Consider the following 19,930-nt stretch of genomic DNA (forward strand, 5'->3'; position numbering starts at 1 on the left):
TGTCAGATAGAGTTTGTAGGGAGTTCTAGCGAACTCAAGATGGGAAATCAGTCTACCAAAAGAGCGCTTTGGTAACAAACATCAAACGACCCAATTTAGTAAAAATCCGTCTTTAACGCAGACTTTTTCATCCAGCCATATTTCAGGAATCGCCACCACCTGACCCGACGAACAGACAATTGGCCAACACTCTCTTAACCAAGGTGGGATTCGATGCTCATTCATCAGCTTTTTAATACTGACATGCCCCCCGCGAGACTCAATGTAAACAGACTCACCTGGCTCTCGAGCTCGAAGAGTTAGTTTCATATCTACCGGCAGACCAGCCTCAGATCTAATGGCGCTCAACTGACCAGGACCAAATGTCACTGTCTCATCAGAGACCACCCACTCAATGGACTCACAGGGTTGACGTTCAATATCAGGTGATAAAAATAACTTCTCATCATAGGCGCGCAAAATCACTGTGGAAAATTGCCACTCACCCTTTGCCTTAACATCCAGCTTTGCAATCGATTCCAGCTGTTTCTCCGAGCCTACCTTCTGACCAGCAGAACTTAACCAGTGATAGAGAAGATTTTTCTTACGTGCCAGTGAGAGCTGCAACAGGAGTGCTAAGGAGAGAACCCCCTCCTCTAGCTGACAACGTTCAAGATCCATCTGCGCCAGCGCTTCATGCAATTCACTCGCTTCGCTCAAGCGTGACGCTGTTTTAGCCAGCTTAGATTTCCAGTCAGGCCATTGAGCGCTCAAAACACCCGACAACTCTCTACGAATCCAGTTTCTGGTAAAGCTTGTATCGAGATTGCTGGGATCATCCACCCAAGCAATGTGCAACTCTTTAGCCGCTGACTCGATATCAGCTCTTGTCGTATTCAGAAGCGGTCTGAAAAGTTCTCCTCCCCCAACTGTCCTATTTGAAGCAATTCCCGAAAGCCCATTAACACCTGAGCCTCTAAAGAGGTTAAAGAGGACCGTTTCGGCTTGGTCATCTTGGTGGTGGGCTAGCAGCAAAGCCTCTTTGGGCTTTAAATGCTTGTTAAATGCAGAGTAACGCGCCTGCCTTGCGCTCTCTTCAGACGAGGAGTCACAGGTCACTTTTACTGATTCAAAAGTGACACCCCATTCGGATGATGATTCAGCACAAAATCGCTCCCAGCTATCAGAGCCGCTTTGCAGCTGATGATTAACATGCATTGCTGACAAGCGATCAGGAGGGAGTATGTCAGAGCAGAGCTTAAGAAGCAGGCTTGAGTCTAGACCGCCGCTGTAGGCAACGACCCAATGCTCAATATGGGGATGTTGTAGAAAAAAAAGCCGCAGACTCTCTCGAATATCTGCGGCTGTTTTATTGCTCATTAACGACCAATTGCGCCGTAAGAGAGAATTCGCTGATAACGTTGATCCAGCAACTCTTGATCAGCTAGGCCAGTCAGTTTTTGCAGTGAGGCTTGCAACTGCTGCTTAAGACTAGCGGCCATCAACGCGGGATCACGGTGCGCACCACCTAGCGGCTCAGCAACAATCTGATCAACCAGACCCAGTTCGTGAAGACGCTCAGACGTGATACCCATCGCTTTAGCGGCATCTGAAGCACGCTCTGCGCTCTTCCATAGAATTGAAGCACACCCCTCTGGAGAGATGACTGAGTAAGTTGAGTACTGAAGCATTAGTAGCTCATCACAGATACCGATAGCCAATGCACCACCAGAACCCCCTTCACCAATCACTGTCGCGATAATAGGCGTCTTCAACTTAGACATTTTCGCAAGGTTAAATGCAATCGCTTCGGATTGACCACGCTCTTCAGCATCGATGCCTGGGTAAGCCCCTGGAGTATCGATAAAGGTCAGAATTGGCATATTGAATCGCTCTGCCATCTCCATCACACGGAGTGCTTTACGGTAACCTTCTGGACGAGGCATACCAAAGTTGCGACGAACCTTCTCTTTGACTTCACGACCTTTTTGATGACCAATCACGGCAACAGGCTGACCATCTAAACGACCAATACCACACACAATTGCCTGATCATCAGCAAAATGACGATCCCCATGAATCTCTTCAAACTCATCGATGATGTATTTGATGTAGTCCAGAGTGTATGGGCGTTGCGGATGGCGAGCTAATTGCGAAACCTGCCAAGCACTCAGGTCAGAGAAGATTGAACGAGTCAGAGAGTGACTTTTTTCACGAAGGCGTGATACCTCGTCAGAGAGGTTGATACTCTCATTATCTTCGCCAACGTGTTTAAGTTCGTTGATCTTTGCTTCCAGATCAGCAATTGGCTGTTCAAAATCAAGGTAGTTGGGGTTCATACAATTCGCTTCTAAAAGATAAAACTGATTGTGGAATTCTACCGCGCACGCAAAAAAGTAGCCACCCTAGGTGGCTAAATACTGTCAGGAAAACTAGTAGATCAGCGAGACGCTATGATTACCAAACTGCTCGCGAAGTGATTGCATCAGGTCGTCATCAGGAGAGACAATCCACTCTGAGCCAAGTTCAACCCGACCCCTCGCCTCAGCACAGCTATAGTCAATTACAACAGGCATACCCTGCTGATAAGCGCGTGCTTTTTTCAAAGAGTCCTGCAACATTCTCAAGCTTTGTTGAGTTAACCCCTTTGCATCGGCTTTAATCGTCAACGACTTCGCATAACGAATACGGGCATCCGCGACACTTAATACCTGCTGCCCACGCACCTTGAGGCCACCGTTATAGTCGTCTTGAGCCACCTCACCTTCCACCACAATCACCTGATCTTTTTGAATCAGACGACGCGCTTCATCATAGGTTTCACCAAACAGACTCACATCGATACGAGCGGATCGATCATCCAAGGTTACAAAGCAGAGATTCTCGCCTCGCTTGGTCTTTTTGACACGCAGGTCGACAACCAAGCCGGCCATTTTTTGAGCTCGCCCTCTAGCCGGTTGAAGCTCTTGTAGTTTACGAGAAACAAAGTGTTTTAATTCGGTCTCATACTCATCAATAGGATGGCCCGTCACGTAAAGACCGAGGGTATCCTTCTCGCCATTCAGGCGCTCTTTGTCACTCCACTCGCGAGCATTCATGAACTGCTCGAAAGGATCGGCATCGACAACCTCTTCGGACTCACCAAACAGATCAAACATACCCGCATCTTGATTGCGCGCATCTTGATCGGCCGCCTGCAAAGCTGCAGGTATAGCGGCCCACAACACCGCTCGATTGGGACCTAAGGCATCAACTGCACCAGAGCGTACTAACGATTCAAGCACTCGCTTGTTGAGTTTTTTAGACCCTACTCGCTTACAGAAATCGAACAGATCTTTAAACGCTCCCGATTTCCGAGCCTCCATGATCGCTTCAACAGGACCCTCACCTACGCCTTTAACCGCTCCAAGCCCGTAGACAACCTCCTGATTTGGACCCACCGTAAATTTGAACTCACTCAAATTAACGTCGGGAAGCAGTACTTTAAGCTTCATCTGACGACACTCTTCAATGAAGATCACCACCTTGTCGGTGTTCTGCATATCAGAGGACATAACAGCAGCCATGAATGGCGCTGGATAGTAGGTTTTTAGCCAAGCTGTTTGGTAAGAGACCAATGCATAGGCAGCCGAGTGGGATTTGTTAAATCCGTAACCCGCGAACTTTTCAACCAGGTCAAAGATATTACCGGCCAGTTTTTCATCAATGCCCTGAGCGTTTGAGCCTTCAATGAAAAGATGTCGCTGTTTCGCCATCTCCTCTGGTTTTTTCTTACCCATTGCTCGACGCAGCATATCCGCTCCGCCCAGCGTATAACCCGCCATCACCTGAGCGATCTGCATGACCTGTTCTTGGTAGAGAATGATGCCGTAAGTCGGCTCCAATACCGGTTGAAGAGAATCCAGCTGGTAATCAGGGTGAGGCCAAGCCATCTCAGCGCGGCCATGCTTACGGTTAATAAAGTCATCAACCATGCCTGATTGCAAAGGACCGGGGCGGAACAAGGCCACCAGTGCGACGATATCTTCGAAGCGTGACGGCAAGAGGCGGCGAATCAAATCCTTCATGCCACTGGATTCGAGCTGGAAAACCGCCGTCGTCTCGGCACGCTTGAGTAGAGCGTAGACTTCAGGATCCTCTAGATCGATCGCTTCAATTCGCAGCGGCTCTTCGCCTTCAATCTCTTTCTGTTTATTGATGGTCTCAAGCGCCCAATCAATGATAGTCAGGGTTCTAAGGCCCAAGAAGTCGAACTTAACGAGACCCGCTTCTTCAACATCATTCTTATCAAACTGGGTCACCAAGCCCTGACCTTCAGCATCACAATAGGTAGCCGAGAAATCGGTCAGTTTGGTTGGAGAGATCACCACACCACCGGCGTGCTTACCTACATTTCGAGTAACCCCCTCGAGTTTGTAGGCCATCTCCATAATCTCTTGAGCCTCTTCACTGCCCTCAACGAACTCGCGAAGCGCATCTTCCTGCTCCCAAGCTTTATTGAGTGTCATTCCCACTTCAAATGGGATCAATTTAGAGAGGCGGTCAGCCAGACCGAAGGGTTTACCTTGAACACGCGCCACATCTCGAACCACCGCTTTAGCCGCCATGGTACCGAAGGTAATGATTTGTGAAACGGCATCTCGCCCGTAGGTTTGAGCGACGTAGTCAATGACCTGATCTCGATTATCCATACAGAAATCGATATCGAAGTCCGGCATCGAAACACGCTCTGGGTTAAGGAAACGTTCGAAAAGAAGATCGTACTCAAGTGGGTCAAGGTCGGTAATTTTAAGGACATAGGCGACCAACGAGCCGGCACCCGAACCACGTCCCGGCCCTACAGGAATACCATTCTCTTTAGCCCATTTAATGAAGTCCATGACGATCAGGAAGTAACCTGGGAAACCCATCTGGATGATGATATCCAGCTCAAACTTCAACCGCTCATCATAGGCCTTACGAATCTCAGCAAACTCTTCGGAGTTTCGATCAAAAAGAAAATCGAGGCGCTCTTCTAAACCGACTTCAGACACTCTCCTGAAGTAGTCATCCATCAATACCCCTTCAGGTATTGGGAATCTTGGCAGGTAGTAAGTTCCGAGTTCAATCTCGATGTTGCATCGTTTTGCGATTTCAACACTGTTTTCAATAGCTGAGGGAATATCAGAGAAGAGCTCAATCATCTCCTCAGAGGATTTGAAATATTGCTGATCAGAGTAATCTCTTGGGCGCGTAGGATCATCCAGCGTGCGCCCCTGGTTAATGCAGACTCGCGCTTCATGAGCATCAAAGTCATCCTCGCGGACAAACATCACTTCATTGGTTGCAACGACAGGACAACCCAGCGACTGGGCAAGCTCGATACTTTTATGGATGACCGTCTCTTCATCAGAACGCCCTGTTCTAACCAATTCCAGATAGAACGCATCTGGGAAAAGGTCCATCCAAAATTGCAGACGAGCCTCTAAATCCCCCTGACCAGATAGGATCGCCTGACCTATCTCCCCACGGCGACCGCCCGAGAGAGCAATCACACCCTCAGACTTTTCAGCAATCCAGCTTTTATAAATAATCGCCCGTTCAGGGTCGAGTGACTGACCTTCGGCATAGGCTCTAGAGACCAGTTCGGTGAGATTACGATAACCCAAGCCGTTTTTAACAAGCAGCGTCAACTGGGTCGGTGGCGACTCTGGATCGGCATCATCTACCACCCAAAAATCGACCCCACAGATAGGCTTAACACCCGCCGCAGTTGCCGCTTTGAAGAACTTAACTAAAGCATAAAAATTGGTCTGATCGGTTAACGCAACAGCGGGCATCTGCGCCTGTGCAGCATGCTTTACCAACTCTTTAACACGAACCAGACCATCATAGAGAGAGAACTCAGAGTGCGCACGAAGATGGACGAACGATGCGTCAGTCATTCTACTGATTCTCCTCTATTAGGCGCCTTACTGGTGCAAATGAACGACGATATTCCGGTAATACCCCATGCTCTTGTATCAGTTGAAGATGAGCCGGCGTCGGGTAGCCTTTATGTTTAGCAAATTGATATTGCGGAAATTGTGCATCCAATTCTAGCATTTGATGATCACGATGTACCTTAGCAATGATTGAGGCCGCACTGATCTCTGCAACTTTTGAGTCACCTTTAACCACCGCTTCAACAGAGTAAGGAATCTCAGGGCAGCGATTACCGTCCACATAGACATGATCAGGCACTTGGGATAATCCCAACACCGCTCGCTTCATCGCCAGCATTGTCGCGTGCAAAATATTCAGTTCATCAATCTCTTGCGGCGTTGCAACCGCTATTGACCAGCACAACGCTCGCTCTTTAATTTCAATGGACAAAGCTTCACGACGCTTTTCAGACAGCTTTTTCGAATCCATCAACCCCTCAATAGGATTGTTAGGATCGAGAATCACTGCTGCTGCAACCACATCGCCAACAAGCGGTCCTCGCCCTACTTCGTCCACACCGGCAAAGAGAGAGTGCTCAGCAAAGTTAAATTCTTGAGGCTGCATCAGCTTCTAAACTCCAATAGTGTGGATACAGCTTCTGCCGCTTGCTCATCGGCATCTTGGCGAATTAGCCCAGACAGATCAGAAAATTCCTGCTGCAGCGATTGAATGTAATGGCTATCCGTCAGACTTTGTAAAACCAGAGGCTCTAATACCTCGACCCTCACATCAGACTGAAAAATCTCGGGAACCAATGCTCTGCCTGCCAATAGGTTAGGCAGGGATACATAGGGAGTTTTTAGCATTCGAGAAATAATCGCATAACTCAGCGGGGCCATTTTGTAGGCCACCACCATAGGCGTTGAACAGAGCATCGCTTCCAGTGTTGCCGTACCGGACGAAATCAAAACTGAGTCTGCCGCCATCAAACACTCCTGCGAGGAGCCTTGAACAAGTTTAATCTTACTCTCTGCCTGAGCCTCTCGAATTAACAGGGCTATCTGCTGATAACGGGCTTCGTTAGCGGCTGGAAGGATGACCTGAAGATTGGGAATCTTACTGCAAAGCGCGAGTGCCGTTTCAATGAACGGGGGTGCCAACTTACCCACTTCAGAACTGCGACTTCCTGGCATCAGAGCCAATACGGGACTCGCATCACTCAGACCAAGAGCCGTTTTGGCTTGGCTTTGACTAATAGAGAGTGGCAGCTGAGTGGCTAATGGATGGCCAATAAACTGAGCCTTAACCTGAGTATCTTTGTAATACTTCGCTTCAAAAGGGAGAAAGCAGAGCATCAAATCAACCGACTGTTCAATCTTTTTTAGACGTTTCTCTCGCCAGGCCCAAACCGAGGGGCTGACATAGTGAACCGTTGGGATGGCACGCTCTTTTAGGACTCTCTCAAGACCTAAATTAAAGTCGGGAGCATCAATGCCAATAAAAAGATCGGGGGGTGTTTGCAACCACTTTTCTATTAACTTCTTGCGCCGTTTTAAAAGTTCGCGAAGCCGTTTTAAGACCTCCACCAGACCCATAACCGACAGACGCTCCATAGGAAACTCTGAATCAAGGTCCTTGGCAATCATTCGACGGCCCCCTACCCCCTCAAATGTGGCATTGGGATAGCGTTTCTTTAACGAACTGATCAACCCAGCGCCAAGAATGTCACCGGACTCTTCTCCAGCAACAATAGCAACCTTAATGGGTCTAGTTGAATTAACGGATGATTCCACGAGAGGAGTGACGTAGCGACTCAATCAATGGGGTCAGAGCTGACTCGCCAGCTTCAAGGGACTCTAGTTGAGCGATCGCATCCGCAAGAGTGAGGTTTTTACGGTAGATCGTTTTATAGGCATTCTTAAGCGCACGGATCGACTCAGATGAGAAGCCTCGACGTTTTAGACCTTCTGCATTGATGCCGTGTGGTGACGCTGGATTACCGGTTGCAAGGGTGTAAGAGGGGATATCCTGAAGCACAACAGTACCAGCACCGCACATGACATGTGCACCAATGTGACAGAACTGATGAACGGCTGTAAAACCGCCCAAAATCGCATGATCACCCACATGAACATGCCCAGCTAACGCTGCATTATTGGCCAAAATCGTATGATCACCGACTACACAATCATGCGCCACATGGACATAAGCCATCAGAAGGTTATGACTGCCAATCTGCGTCAGGCTTTTATCCTGAACCGTTCCGCGGTGAATCGTTACGCCTTCTCGAATAACGTTGTTATCACCGATAATCAACTCTGTGGGTTCACCAGCATACTTTTTATCTTGGCAATCTTCGCCCACTGATGCGAACTGAAATATATGATTTCCGCTACCGATTTTGGTCGGGCCTTTGACAACAACGTGAGATTCAATGCGAGTATTAGCACCGATCTCAACATCAGGTCCAATGTAACTCCAAGGTCCAACCTCAACACCCTCTGCCAACTTAGCAGAGGGATCGATAATCGCTTGCGGGTGAATCAAAATCAGACCTTCCTATCAGCACACAGAATGGTTGCCGAGCTAACTGTTTCACCTTCAACCGTCGCTTTAACCTGGAACTTCCAAATACCGCGTTTTTCAGACAATATCGACGCTTCAAGTTGAAGACGATCGCCAGGCACAACTGGGCGCTTAAAACGGAGATTATCAGCACCAACGAAGTAGTAGATCGAACCATCCTGAGGTGTTTTATCCATGGTTTTAAAACCAAGAATACCGGCCGCTTGAGCCATCGCCTCAACAACCAAAACACCGGGCATGACGGGATGATCTGGGAAGTGGCCGTTAAAGAAAGGCTCATTAACGGTCACATTCTTATAAGCGACAATGGATTCACCTGGTGTTAGTTCTACAACGCGATCAACCAATAGAAAAGGGTAGCGGTGCGGAAGGTATTTACGGATCTCGTTTACATCCATCATATTCAGTTTTTAGCCTTATTCAGCAAGCTTTTTTACAAGCTTTTCTAGATTTTTAACGCGCTGGGACAACTCATCAAGTTGCTTAAACCGTACCACATTTCGCTTCCATTGAGCGTGAGGTTCAACCCCAGTACCCGATGAATAAGCACCCGACTCTTTGATTGATTTACTGACCAAAGTCATCGCCGTGATGTGGGTTCGGTCGGCAATCTCTAAATGCCCCGTGACACCGCTCATACCTGCAATAGTACAATGAGAGCCGATGCGAGTGCTACCCGCAATTGCAGTACAACCTGCTATGGCCGTTGACTCTCCGATCTCAACATTGTGTGCAATCTGAATTTGATTATCCAATTTCACACCATTAGCAATCAAAGTATCCGACAGAGCACCGCGATCGATCGTTGTGTTTGCACCGACCTCAACATCATCACCTAAAATCACACCACCGGCTTGGGCGATTTTTACCCAGCCCTGACCGTCATGAGCAAAACCGAACCCATCGGCTCCAATCACAGCACCAGAATGAATGATGCATCGCTTACCGATGGATACTCCTGGGTAGAGGGTTACATTCGCTTCAAGCCGTGTTGACTCACCGACCAAGACACCTTCACCTATGACCACGTTGGGACCTACATAAGCATGGGCAGCCACCTTAACTTGAGCACCAATAATGGCACCCTCCGCAATCTGAGCAGAGGGGTCGATCTCTGCTGAAGGGTCAACCTTAGCAGTCGGCGCAATTCCAGAGACTAATGGACCACGCCAATCAAACAGCTGGGATAATTTTGCAAAGGCTAGATAGGGATTGGCAACTACAATGGCGCTATTGGGGACTAGGTCAACGAACTCCTCACTGACTAAAACGGCTTCAGCCTGAGTGTCAGGAAGCTGTTTTTGGTATTTGGCGTTGGATAAAAAAGAGAGCTGACCAGCACCGGCCTTATCAAGGGTAGACATCCCAGAGATTAGACAATCACTACCAACCAGCTCTCCACCAACGCGAAGAGCTAAATCGGACGCTTTTTCGGAAAAATCAGTCAAACCCCAGTCACTCTTGGGCATTCAGGCGTTTAATAATCTCACCTGTAATATCGATTCTAGGATCAACATAGATAGCCGACTGACGATTGATAATCAGCGAAATATCGCCTTCATCAATAAGCGCTTTGATGACCTGATCCAACTTAGGACGCATACTCTCTAAAAACTCTTTCTCCATAGCCGCTCGCTGCTGCTGAAGCGCTTGCAGCTGTCGCTGATACTCGCCATAGACTTTCTTGAATTGGAGATCTTTTTGCTGAATCTGTTCTTGAGTCAGCAGCCCCTTGTTCAACTCAAAATCAGACTGCATCTTCTTAGCCTGTGTCTCTAGATCACGAACCTGAGACTCTTGCTGGGAAGTGCTTTTGACTAAATCAGCGCGAAAGGCTTCTGCAGCATTACTCGACTGAAGCGCCGCTTGGACATCCAATACAACAGCCTGACCCGCATGCGCTGCAGAGGTAATAAAGATTGCCAGAGAAACTAGGAGATTTTTCAACATCAGAACATACGCCCAATCGCAAACTGAACCTGCTCTTCGGTATCATCTGACGATGCATTCAGGGCTTTAGCACTTGAAATAGAGAGAGGACCGATCGGCGTGATCCATGATATGCCTATACCCGCTGAGTATCTCATATCATCAAAACTAGGATCGTCCTGATAGACAGAGCCACCATCTACAAAGAATAGAGTGCGCCAAGAGTCTTTATCTTCGACAAAGGGCATTGGGAAGATGAACTCAGCAGAACCTGAAAATAGTCCATTACCGCCAATCACACTAGTCCCCTCTTTAGGCCCAATCGTATTAGCTGCATAACCACGTACACTGGTCAAGCCACCGACAAAATAGTTTTCGAAGAAGGGGTAGTTACCACCATCAATGGAGTCAGCGTAGCCAACGCGAGTGCGCAAAGCACCAACAAAGGTCTCTTGTCGGTCAAATGGGTAGTAGTACTTACCGGTGTAGGTTGCCTTGGCGAAACTCAAATCACCGCCAGGCACCGCTATTTCAGTACTTAAAGATTGGTAAGTACCGCGAGTCGCGAACATAGCACTATTGAGTCGGTTACTGGTCCATGACCCTGTCAATTTATAGGTCAGGTAATCCTTACCTTCAACATTGGTAAAGTCAGTAATAAATGAAGGTGGCGCGGCACCCAGAACAATATCTGTGTTATCGATACCTAGACCAAAACGAAGGCGCTGGTACTCGTCGATTGGGTAGGAGAAGTTCACATCACCGCCAATAGAGTTGACGTCATAGTCTGAAATATCAGCTTCTGCATAATCTTTTTGGCTTACATAGAAGCCAAAACCTCGGCCAACACCATCGAGTGTGTAATATGGGTCATCGTAAGAGAAGGCTACCGATGTAACGACGTCCGACATATTGAAGGAGGCGTTAAAACTGGTACCTGATCCTAAGAAATTATCCTGCTGGAACGCAGCTTGATAACCCAATCCCTCTGAGCTCGAGTAACCAACACCGGCACTGATTTGACCTAGCAGCCCCTCTTCAACATGGATGACCACATCGACTTGGTCCTCAACCCCAACAACGGGCTTGGTATTGATCGAAACCTTCGTAAAGTAGCCTGTTTTATCCAACAACTCTTTGGAGCGTTTAATATCTTTGCCGACCGCAACCGTTCCCTCCATTTGCGGCAGGGTACGACGGATCACTTCATCTGCAGTGGTCGAGTTACCACGAATCTCTATGCGACGAACGTAGGTTAACTTTCCTGGAGCAACGAAGAATGTTAAGTCAACCTTACCCTCACCCTTCTCTTCAGGAACAACGGATACGCGTGCATTAAGGAAACCGTAACCTGAGATGATCTCATTGAGTTCTGACTGAGTCTCAGTCACCAATTTTCTAGAGAAGGTATCACCTGTAGAGACAAGCAGTGCTGCATTTAACTCTTCAGCATATTCTGCGATATCACCGGCCACTTTTACGTCACTAAGAGTGAATAACTCACCCTCGTTGATCGCTATCGTGATAAAAATCTGTTTCTGATCTGGGCTAATTGAGACATCGGTAGAGTCAACATTGAATTTCAAATAGCCACGATCCAGATAAAAACTGGTCATACGCTCAATATCAGCACTTAAGCGCTCTTTTGCGTATTTATCGTTATCGGTCCACCAAGAGAGGTAGTTGGTTAAGCCTGAATCAAACAGGTCAAGCAACTCTTCATCGCTGAATACGGTATTTCCTATAATGTTGATCTTCTGAATAACGGCCGTTTGACCCTCTGTAATCTCAACATTAATCGCCACACGATTGGACTCTAACTGTTCAACCTCGGTAGTCACCTCAGCGGTGTAGCGACCGGCCTCATTGTAGACACGAAGAAGTTCTAAGCGGATTTTATCCAATGCAGCCCGTCGAAAAATATCTCCCTCTTGAACGCCAGCTTGTTCTAGAGCACCCATAAGCTGCTCATCTTTAAGCATGTCGTTACCTTCAAGACGAATCAGCGCAACGGACGGGCGCTCTTTAACTCGAACAATCAACACACCTTGATCTTTGAGTAGCTCTACATCATCAAAATAACCGGATTCGAACAGTTCTTTTGTCGCATCATTGAGAGCTCGTTGATCGACAAGATCACCACGATTAATCGGAAAATTTCGGAATACAATGGCTGGATCAACCTGCTGCAAACCTTCGATACGAATGTCATCGACGGCAAAATCACTGGCAATAGCATGGACCGAGAAGATAAGTCCTAACAGTGATAAGAGTGTGAAGCGTTTCATCCAGTGATTCCTCTAGTACGCTTAAAGACGCGCTAAATCGTTAAAAAATGCAATGGCCATCAAACTAAACAACAGCGCCATACCCAACCTCATTCCGAAAGCTTGGGTTCGCTCGCTGACAGGACGACCTCGAATCAGTTCTACAAAATAGTACACTAAATGACCGCCATCTAGCATCGGAATTGGTAAAAGATTTAGCACACCCAAGCTGATGCTGAGATAGGCCAAAAAACTGATAAAGGATTCCAACCCTGATGATGCCGAATCGCCGGCCACCTTAGCGATCGTAATTGGGCCACTCAGGTTTTTCACTGAAATGACACCAACGATCATCTTTTTGATCGAGTCCAGCGTCAGTCCAATCATCTGAACGGTCTTTTCGTAGGCACTCACGAGAGCATCCACCGGCCCCTGAGAGAGATCCCTTAACATATCGTCTGGCCACTGGGGGACGACAACGCCGGCACCGATATAGCCAACTAAGGCATCACTGCCGGGTCTTAGGCCGGGTCTTACAATCACCTCTTCGGACTGTTCATCACGAACAATTTCAAATCGAAGATCGGTATCGTAAGAAGCTTGCACTTTGCCAACCAAAGCCATCCAGTTATCGATAGGCGTATCGTCAATGCTGACGACCCTATCGCCCTCTTGCAGACCTGCTTTATAAGCTGGGCCATCAGGAGAGATTTGACCTATAACGGCAGGCACTTCTGGCTGCCAGGGTGACAAGCCAAAGGCTCGAAGTGGCGAAGTGGTCTCTAGATCAACATCCCAAGTTTGCAGATCAGCCGAGTAGTTTCTTAACCAACCAGAATTAGGTTCACCTGCACGAAGAGTTAATACACCTGTCTCACCCACTCGTGCTGCCAACGCTAAATTGATCTCCTCCCATGAGAGCACTTCTCGCCCGTCAATCTCAGCGATCTCATAATTGGGCTGAAGACCAGCTTGCTCTGCAAGCGAGTCAGGTGCAACGGCGCCAACGACAGGTTTTACAACCGTCACCCCCCATATGAATAGGAACCAATACGCAAAGAGGGCAAAGATCAAATTAACAAACGGGCCTGCTGCAACGATCGCGATTCGCTGATAGACGCTTTTGTTGTTGAACGCTTGGGACTTTAGATCATCTGGAACCGGTCCTTCACGCTCATCGAGCATTCGAACATAGCCACCTAAAGGGATGGAGGCGACAGCATACTCAGTGCCATCTTTGCCCTTACGCATCCAGATAGGTTTACCAAAGCCGACAGAGAAGCGCAGTACCTTAACGCCACAACGACGAGCTACCCAGTAGTGACCCCACTCGTGAATGGTGACCAGTATGCCAAGTGTTACAAGAAGAGAGAGAACCGTTTGGATAAAATCCATCACTTACCCTTAAAGAATCGGAAGCAGTTGAATTCCTAACAAAAACAGCGGTGCAGCAGCCGTAAGACTGTCGACACGATCCAGTACGCCACCATGACCTGGCAGGATCACACCACTGTCTTTGATACCACGTTCACGCTTAAACATGCTCTCAAACAGATCGCCAAATACAGAGACAACCACCACCAAAGCAGAGAGCGCCATCAGCAGAATAATAGAAGTAGAAGAGAGACCTAAGACAATCGAGAATCCAAGAGCGATCATCATGGCTGCTAACAAACCACCATAAACCCCTTCACGCGTTTTGCCAGGACTAACTTTAGGTAAAAGCTTAACTCGACCAAAGCGCTTACCGGCAAAGTAGGCGCCTATATCAGCACCCCAAACCAACAAAAACAGCAGCAGTAGTAATAGATGCGCGCTCTCATGGGTTTTCAGACCCACCATCGCCACCCAAGCAGGGACTAGCACCAACAGACCGGTAATCAACTTAGTCACAGCCCCATCGATACCTAGGGTCTTTGGGTAGCGAACCACCCGAGTAATCGCAAACACCCAAAATAGCGCTGCGACAACTAATATAGGGAGCGTCAAAGCAGTAACAAATGGGTAGATCGCTGCGATTACCACTCCCACTAACGCCACAAAGAGCGCTCGCATGCGACGTGAATAGAGCGCGAAATTACCCCACTCCCAGGCCCCAATCATCATCACAAGCGCCATAACGATAGCAAACCCAGACAAAGGTAGAAGGAAAACCGAACCTAGCGCCAATGGCGCCAAAATTGAAGCGGTAATGACGCGCTGTTTAAACATGACTTTCGGCCTCCAGTTGCTCACTGGTTCGGCCAAATCGACGCTCACGCGTTTGGAAGTTATCAACCGCTTTGAGAAGCTCTTCGCGGTTAAAGTCTGGCCAGTAGAGATCGCTGTAGTAGAACTCTGTGTAAGCGAATTGCCAGATTAAAAAGTTAGAGATTCGCTGTTCACCGGCCGTTCTGATGCAGAGATCTGGCAGAGGCTGATCGGCCAGTGAGACATGCTTTGAAATAAGATCTGCATTGATATCGGTAGGTTCTAACTCGCCCTGCTTGACCTGCTCAGCAATCTGCTGAACCGCATGAGCAATATCCCACTGACCACCGTAGTTAGCTGCAATATTCAGATTAAGCGCAGTACAGTGGGCAGTCGCTTGTTCGCCTTTTTCGATGCGCTGCTGTAGTGATTCGGAAAAACCAGACTTATCACCAATGACACGAAGACGAATATTATTTTTGACGAGTTTTTTAACCTCACGATCGAGGGCAAACTTGAAGAGATCCATCAGACCACGGACCTCTTTTTCAGGACGGCGCCAGTTCTCAGAACTGAAGGCAAAAAGAGTCAGAGATTCAACCCCTGACTCCATACAGCCTTGAATGACATCACGGACACTATCGACGCCCGCTTTATGACCGGCGAGAGACGGCAAGCGACGCTCTTTGGCCCAACGGTTATTGCCATCCATAATGACGGCAATATGGCGTGGAGCAGGACGTGTATTGACGGTGTTATCGTTATTATCGGCCATTAAAGGTCGTATCCTAATGCGCTGTGCGCGAATTTGATGGATTAAATCTCCATCAAATCCTTCTCTTTTTGAGCCAACAGCTTGTCGATCTCAGCAACGTGCTTATCAGTCTCTTTTTGAACCTGATCTTCGCCACGACGCGCATCGTCCTCTGTTATCTCTTTCTCTTTCAAAAGATCTTTAATATCACCGTTAGCATCACGACGCACATTGCGCACAGCCACTCGAGCATTCTCAGCTTCGCCACGTGCCTGACGAATATAGCCCTTACGAGTCTCCTCGGTCAGCGCTGGCATTGGCACGCGAATAACATCACCGGCTGTCGCTGGGTTAAGACCAAGATCTGATTTCATGATCGCTTTTTCGATCTCAGGAACCATGTTCTTTTCCCATGGGATGATCGACAGTGTACGCGCATCTTCAACCGTCACGTTAGCAACCTGCTGAATCGGCATATCAGAACCGTAGTAGTGGACCATCACAGAATCAAGAATGGCAGGGGTCGCACGACCTGTTCGAATTTTTTTAAACTGCTCTACAAGAGAATCAACGCTTTTTGACATACGCTGATCAGCGTCTTGAACAATCTCAGTAATCATTATTTATCTCCGTTAGCGCTGCCGCTATCGATCAATGTACCCTCGTCGCCACCTACAACTAGGTTAACAAGAGCACCATGCTTGTTCATATTGAAAACGCGCACGGGCATATCGTGGTCACGGGTCAGACAGATTGCTGTCATATCCATCACACCCAGCTGACGCTCAAGCACCTCATCAAAACTTAGACGGTCGTAGCGCTCAGCCGTTGGATCTTTCATAGGATCCGCAGTGTAGACGCCGTCAACCTTAGTTGCCTTAAGTACCACATCGGCTTCGATCTCAATGCCGCGCAGACAGGCAGCAGAGTCGGTTGTAAAGAAAGGGTTACCGGTACCAGCAGAGAAGATCACCACATCACCTTGTGACAGGTAACGCATCGCATTTCGACGATCATAGTGATCCACAACGCCGCTCATCGGAATTGCCGACATCACTCGCGTCGCAATATTACAGCGTTCGAGTGCATCACGCATTGCAAGTGCGTTCATCACAGTGGCTAGCATACCCATATGGTCGCCAGTCACTCGATCCAATCCTGCTTCACTTAGCGCAGCGCCGCGAAACAGGTTACCACCACCAATCACTAGACCGACCTGAACGCCGATACCCACTAACTGACCGATCTCCAGAGCCATTCGATGAAGAACTTTTGGATCGATACCAAAGTTCTCTTCTCCCATTAAAGCTTCACCGCTTAATTTCAGAAGAATTCGCTTATATTTGGAGTTAGGCTTGTTTACAGGCATGGGCACCCCCGGCAGGCGATTAAAAGAAGTGTGATAAAGGTATATCGAAAACAACTAGCCCCGCAAGTCGGCAGGGCTAGTTTAGTACAGAATTAGCCTTGCAGCTGCTCTGCTACCTCTTGAGCGAAGTCTTTCTTCTCAACTTCAATGCCTTCACCAACTTCTAGGCGGGTGAAACCGTTGATGTCAGTACCAGCATCTTTGATAAGTTTGCCGACAGTTGTCTCTGGGTTCTTAACGAACGCCTGTTCAACAAGGCTGTTTTCAGAAAGGAACTTCTTAACACGGCCGATTGCCATTTTCTCTTTGATCTCTTGTGGCTTACCTTCCATGTCAGGCTGAGCCATGATGATCTCTTTCTCGCGATCAAGCTCTTCCTGTGGCATATCTTCAGGCTTACACACACGAGGGTTAGCTGCAGAAACGTGCATAGCAACGTCACGAGCCACTTCAGTGTCACCACCTGCAAGAGAGACAAGACAAGCGATACGGTTGTTGCTGTGTACGTATCCAGCAACGACTGCACCTTCAACAAGAGCGATACGACGAACAGTAATGTTCTCGCCAATCTTTTGAACTAGCGCTTCACGAGCCGACTCAAGGTCACCAGCCATTAGAGCTGCAACATCTGTCTGCTTATCAGCAAACGCTTTGTCAGCTACCTGGCTAACAAAACCAAGGAAACCTTCGTCACGAGCAACAAAGTCTGTTTCAGAGTTAACTTCAACGATTACACCGTAGCTGTTGTCGTCAGCAACACGAACCACAACAACACCGTCAGCAGCAGTACGGCCAGCTTTTTTAGCAGCTTTTAGACCTGAAGACTTACGTAGATCTTCAATCGCCTTATCAACATCACCACCAGACTCAGCAAGTGCTTTTTTACACTCCATCATGCCTAGGCCAGTACGATCACGCAGCTCTTTTACCATTGCCGCAGAGATATTTGCCATTTTGCAATCCTCATTTAAGAAATTAGTTAGGTAAATCTAAAAAAGGGGAGCCTGGCTCCCCCTTTTGAAAGTATGTAAGTTAAAGGTTACAAACCTAAGACTGAATTACTCAGCCGCTTGCTCTTCAACTTCAACGAATTCGCTTGCAGCGCCACCCGTTGCATCAGAACCTTCTAGGCACGCGTCTGCAACAGACTGAGCGTAGATCTGAATGGCACGTAGTGCGTCATCGTTACCTGGGATAACGTAGTCAACACCGTCTGGGTTGCTGTTAGTATCAACAACACCGATGACAGGGATACCAAGCTTGTTAGCTTCGTTGATTGCGATGCGCTCGTGATCTACGTCGATAACGAATAGAGCATCTGGAAGACCGCCCATATCCTTGATACCGCCGATAGATAGCTCAAGCTTAGCCATTTCACGGCTACGCATTAGCGCTTCTTTCTTAGTCAATTTCTCGAAAGTACCATCTTGTGCTTGAGCTTCAAGATCACGTAGACGACGGATCGACTGACGGATTGTCTTGTAGTTAGTTAGCATGCCACCCAACCAACGGTGGTTTACGTAAGGCATGCCCGCACGTGATGCTTCTTCTTTAACAACCTTAGCTGCTGCACGTTTAGTACCAACAAAAAGAATTTTGTTTTTGTTAGAAGCCATGTTTTTAACAACGTCTAGTGCGTTGTTCATAGCTGGCAGAGTGTGCTCAAGGTTGATGATATGAATTTTGTTACGCGCACCGAAGATGAACTTCGACATTTTTGGGTTCCAGTAACGAGTCTGGTGACCGAAGTGAACACCTGCTTTAAGCAGATCGCGCATATTTACTTGTGCCATTTGGTATTTCCTCTATGGGTTTAAACCTCCACACCCCCCATTTATCAACCCCTTAGGGCACCCAGACAAACGTGACGAAGTGTGTGTGTTTTAGTTTTAGTGCCGAAGCACGATTTTTGGGAGCGCAGTTTATACCATAAAGACTAACGTTTGAGAAGTAATTTTACTCCCTACCTACCTTTTAAAGCGGATGTCAGGCTGAAGGCCAGACACCCAATTAAAAACCACTTAAAGATCTAGGGCGTCTGGCTTTCAGCCTGACATCCGCTTTCAAAATTACATAGCAAACTCCGGTAGACCAAAACACTACCTCCTGTACAATAAGCAGTATCAAAAACGCCTTCAATTTTCCGAAGCGCAAATCACCGATTTAAAAAGGATTCACCGATGACCATCAAGATCAAAACCGCTGACGAAATCGAAAAGATGCGAGTGGCTGGACGCTTAGCCGCCGAGGTTCTTGAGATGATCGAAGAGCATGTAAAGCCTGGCATCACAACCAATGAGATTGACCAAATTTGTCACAACTACATTATTGATGTGCAGCAAGCGATTCCAGCACCTTTGAACTACCACGGTTTTCCTAAATCCATCTGTACATCAGTCAATTCAATCGTTTGTCACGGCATCCCCAATGACAAAGCCTTAAAGAACGGCGACATTGTCAACATCGACATTACCGTGATCAAAGATGGGTACCATGGCGACACCAGCAAAATGTTCTTTGTAGGTGATGTTGCACCACATGCAAAACGCCTCTGCGAGATCACTCAAGAGTGTATGAACATGGGTATTGAGCTGGTCAAACCGGGTGTGAAACTCGGTGATATCGGCGCTGTGATTCAGAAACATGCCGAAGCAAACCACTACTCGGTGGTTCGCGAGTATTGCGGCCACGGCATCGGTGCAGAGTTCCACGAAGAGCCTCAAGTCCTCCACTACGGCAAAGCAGGAACTGGTGAAACCCTTGAAGAGGGTATGTGCCTAACCATCGAACCGATGATTAACGCCGGCAAACGCCAGGTTAAGTTAAACAAGCGTGACGGCTGGACTGTAGAGACAGCAGACCGTCGTCTCTCTGCTCAGTATGAACACACGATTTTAGTGACGGCTGATGGCCATGAAATTCTCACCCTGCGTAGTGAAGAGAAAGGCTAAA

General features: G+C 47.9%; 18 protein-coding genes. 1 reads left to right on the top strand and 17 read right to left on the bottom strand.

The features are described from left to right. Positions 1-81: 81 nt before the first annotated feature. The 17 genes from tilS to rpsB all read right to left on the bottom strand — a co-directional run bounded on the left by tilS (position 82) and on the right by rpsB (position 18,771). On the bottom strand, positions 82-1,359 hold the full coding sequence (tilS, locus tag XMM312_RS04045) for a tRNA lysidine(34) synthetase TilS (RefSeq protein WP_173488742.1): 1,278 nt from the start codon (positions 1,357-1,359) through the stop codon (positions 82-84). Further along, entirely contained in the window at positions 1,359-2,318 is a 960-nt protein-coding gene (accA, locus tag XMM312_RS04050; RefSeq protein WP_173488743.1) for an acetyl-CoA carboxylase carboxyl transferase subunit alpha, read from the bottom strand. Before accA ends, tilS begins: the two co-directional genes overlap by 1 nt. Positions 2,319-2,411: 93 nt before the next feature. Continuing rightward, on the bottom strand, positions 2,412-5,903 hold the full coding sequence (gene dnaE, locus XMM312_RS04055; protein ID WP_173488744.1) for a DNA polymerase III subunit alpha: 3,492 nt from the start codon (positions 5,901-5,903) through the stop codon (positions 2,412-2,414). Position 5,904: 1 nt separating this feature from the next. After that, on the bottom strand, positions 5,905-6,507 hold the full coding sequence (gene rnhB, locus XMM312_RS04060) for a ribonuclease HII (protein ID WP_173488745.1): 603 nt from the start codon (positions 6,505-6,507) through the stop codon (positions 5,905-5,907). Further along, positions 6,507-7,700 (bottom strand): lipid-A-disaccharide synthase, encoded by a 1,194-nt coding sequence (lpxB, locus tag XMM312_RS04065; RefSeq protein ID WP_217363873.1) that lies wholly within the window; start codon positions 7,698-7,700, stop codon positions 6,507-6,509. The genes rnhB and lpxB overlap by 1 nt, the downstream gene beginning before the upstream one ends. Further along, positions 7,660-8,430, bottom strand: coding sequence for an acyl-ACP--UDP-N-acetylglucosamine O-acyltransferase (gene lpxA, locus XMM312_RS04070; protein WP_173483416.1), 771 nt, complete (start codon positions 8,428-8,430; stop codon positions 7,660-7,662). Before lpxA ends, lpxB begins: the two co-directional genes overlap by 41 nt. A 2-nt stretch (positions 8,431-8,432) precedes the next feature. Beyond that, a complete protein-coding gene (gene fabZ / locus XMM312_RS04075; protein WP_173483417.1) occupies positions 8,433-8,870 on the bottom strand; it encodes a 3-hydroxyacyl-ACP dehydratase FabZ in 438 nt (145 codons plus the stop codon). 15 nt (positions 8,871-8,885) lie between these two features. Further along, positions 8,886-9,917: a UDP-3-O-(3-hydroxymyristoyl)glucosamine N-acyltransferase gene (gene lpxD, locus XMM312_RS04080; protein WP_371743467.1), complete on the bottom strand. Its 1,032-nt coding sequence runs from the start codon at positions 9,915-9,917 to the stop codon at positions 8,886-8,888. A gap of 7 nt (positions 9,918-9,924) precedes the next feature. After that, a complete protein-coding gene (locus XMM312_RS04085; RefSeq protein WP_173488747.1) occupies positions 9,925-10,419 on the bottom strand; it encodes an OmpH family outer membrane protein in 495 nt (164 codons plus the stop codon). Next, on the bottom strand, positions 10,419-12,686 hold the full coding sequence (gene bamA / locus XMM312_RS04090; RefSeq protein ID WP_173488748.1) for an outer membrane protein assembly factor BamA: 2,268 nt from the start codon (positions 12,684-12,686) through the stop codon (positions 10,419-10,421). The genes XMM312_RS04085 and bamA overlap by 1 nt, the downstream gene beginning before the upstream one ends. Positions 12,687-12,707: 21 nt before the next feature. After that, positions 12,708-14,060 (bottom strand): RIP metalloprotease RseP, encoded by a 1,353-nt coding sequence (rseP, locus tag XMM312_RS04095; protein WP_173488749.1) that lies wholly within the window; start codon positions 14,058-14,060, stop codon positions 12,708-12,710. 9 nt (positions 14,061-14,069) lie between these two features. Continuing rightward, positions 14,070-14,876 (bottom strand): phosphatidate cytidylyltransferase, encoded by an 807-nt coding sequence (locus XMM312_RS04100; protein WP_173488750.1) that lies wholly within the window; start codon positions 14,874-14,876, stop codon positions 14,070-14,072. Continuing rightward, on the bottom strand, positions 14,869-15,630 hold the full coding sequence (locus tag XMM312_RS04105; protein ID WP_173481452.1) for an isoprenyl transferase: 762 nt from the start codon (positions 15,628-15,630) through the stop codon (positions 14,869-14,871). Before XMM312_RS04105 ends, XMM312_RS04100 begins: the two co-directional genes overlap by 8 nt. A gap of 41 nt (positions 15,631-15,671) precedes the next feature. Continuing rightward, positions 15,672-16,229, bottom strand: a complete 558-nt coding sequence (gene frr, locus XMM312_RS04110) for a ribosome recycling factor (protein WP_173481453.1) — start codon at positions 16,227-16,229, stop codon at positions 15,672-15,674. Then, complete coding sequence (pyrH, locus tag XMM312_RS04115) at positions 16,229-16,978, bottom strand: UMP kinase (protein ID WP_173481454.1); 750 nt, start codon at positions 16,976-16,978, stop codon at positions 16,229-16,231. The genes frr and pyrH overlap by 1 nt, the downstream gene beginning before the upstream one ends. Before the next feature lie 92 nt (positions 16,979-17,070). Next, positions 17,071-17,931: a translation elongation factor Ts gene (tsf, locus tag XMM312_RS04120; protein WP_173481455.1), complete on the bottom strand. Its 861-nt coding sequence runs from the start codon at positions 17,929-17,931 to the stop codon at positions 17,071-17,073. A gap of 105 nt (positions 17,932-18,036) precedes the next feature. Next, complete coding sequence (rpsB, locus tag XMM312_RS04125; protein WP_173481456.1) at positions 18,037-18,771, bottom strand: 30S ribosomal protein S2; 735 nt, start codon at positions 18,769-18,771, stop codon at positions 18,037-18,039. A 387-nt stretch (positions 18,772-19,158) separates the two neighbouring features. Here rpsB and map point away from each other — a divergent pair, with 387 nt between their 5' ends. Then, positions 19,159-19,929: a type I methionyl aminopeptidase gene (map, locus tag XMM312_RS04130; protein ID WP_173481457.1), complete on the top strand. Its 771-nt coding sequence runs from the start codon at positions 19,159-19,161 to the stop codon at positions 19,927-19,929. Position 19,930: the final 1 nt, after the last annotated feature.

Origin of the sequence: Marinobacterium sp. xm-m-312, from assembly GCF_013283295.1 — a bacterium.
GTDB lineage: Bacteria > Pseudomonadota > Gammaproteobacteria > Pseudomonadales > Balneatricaceae > Marinobacterium_E.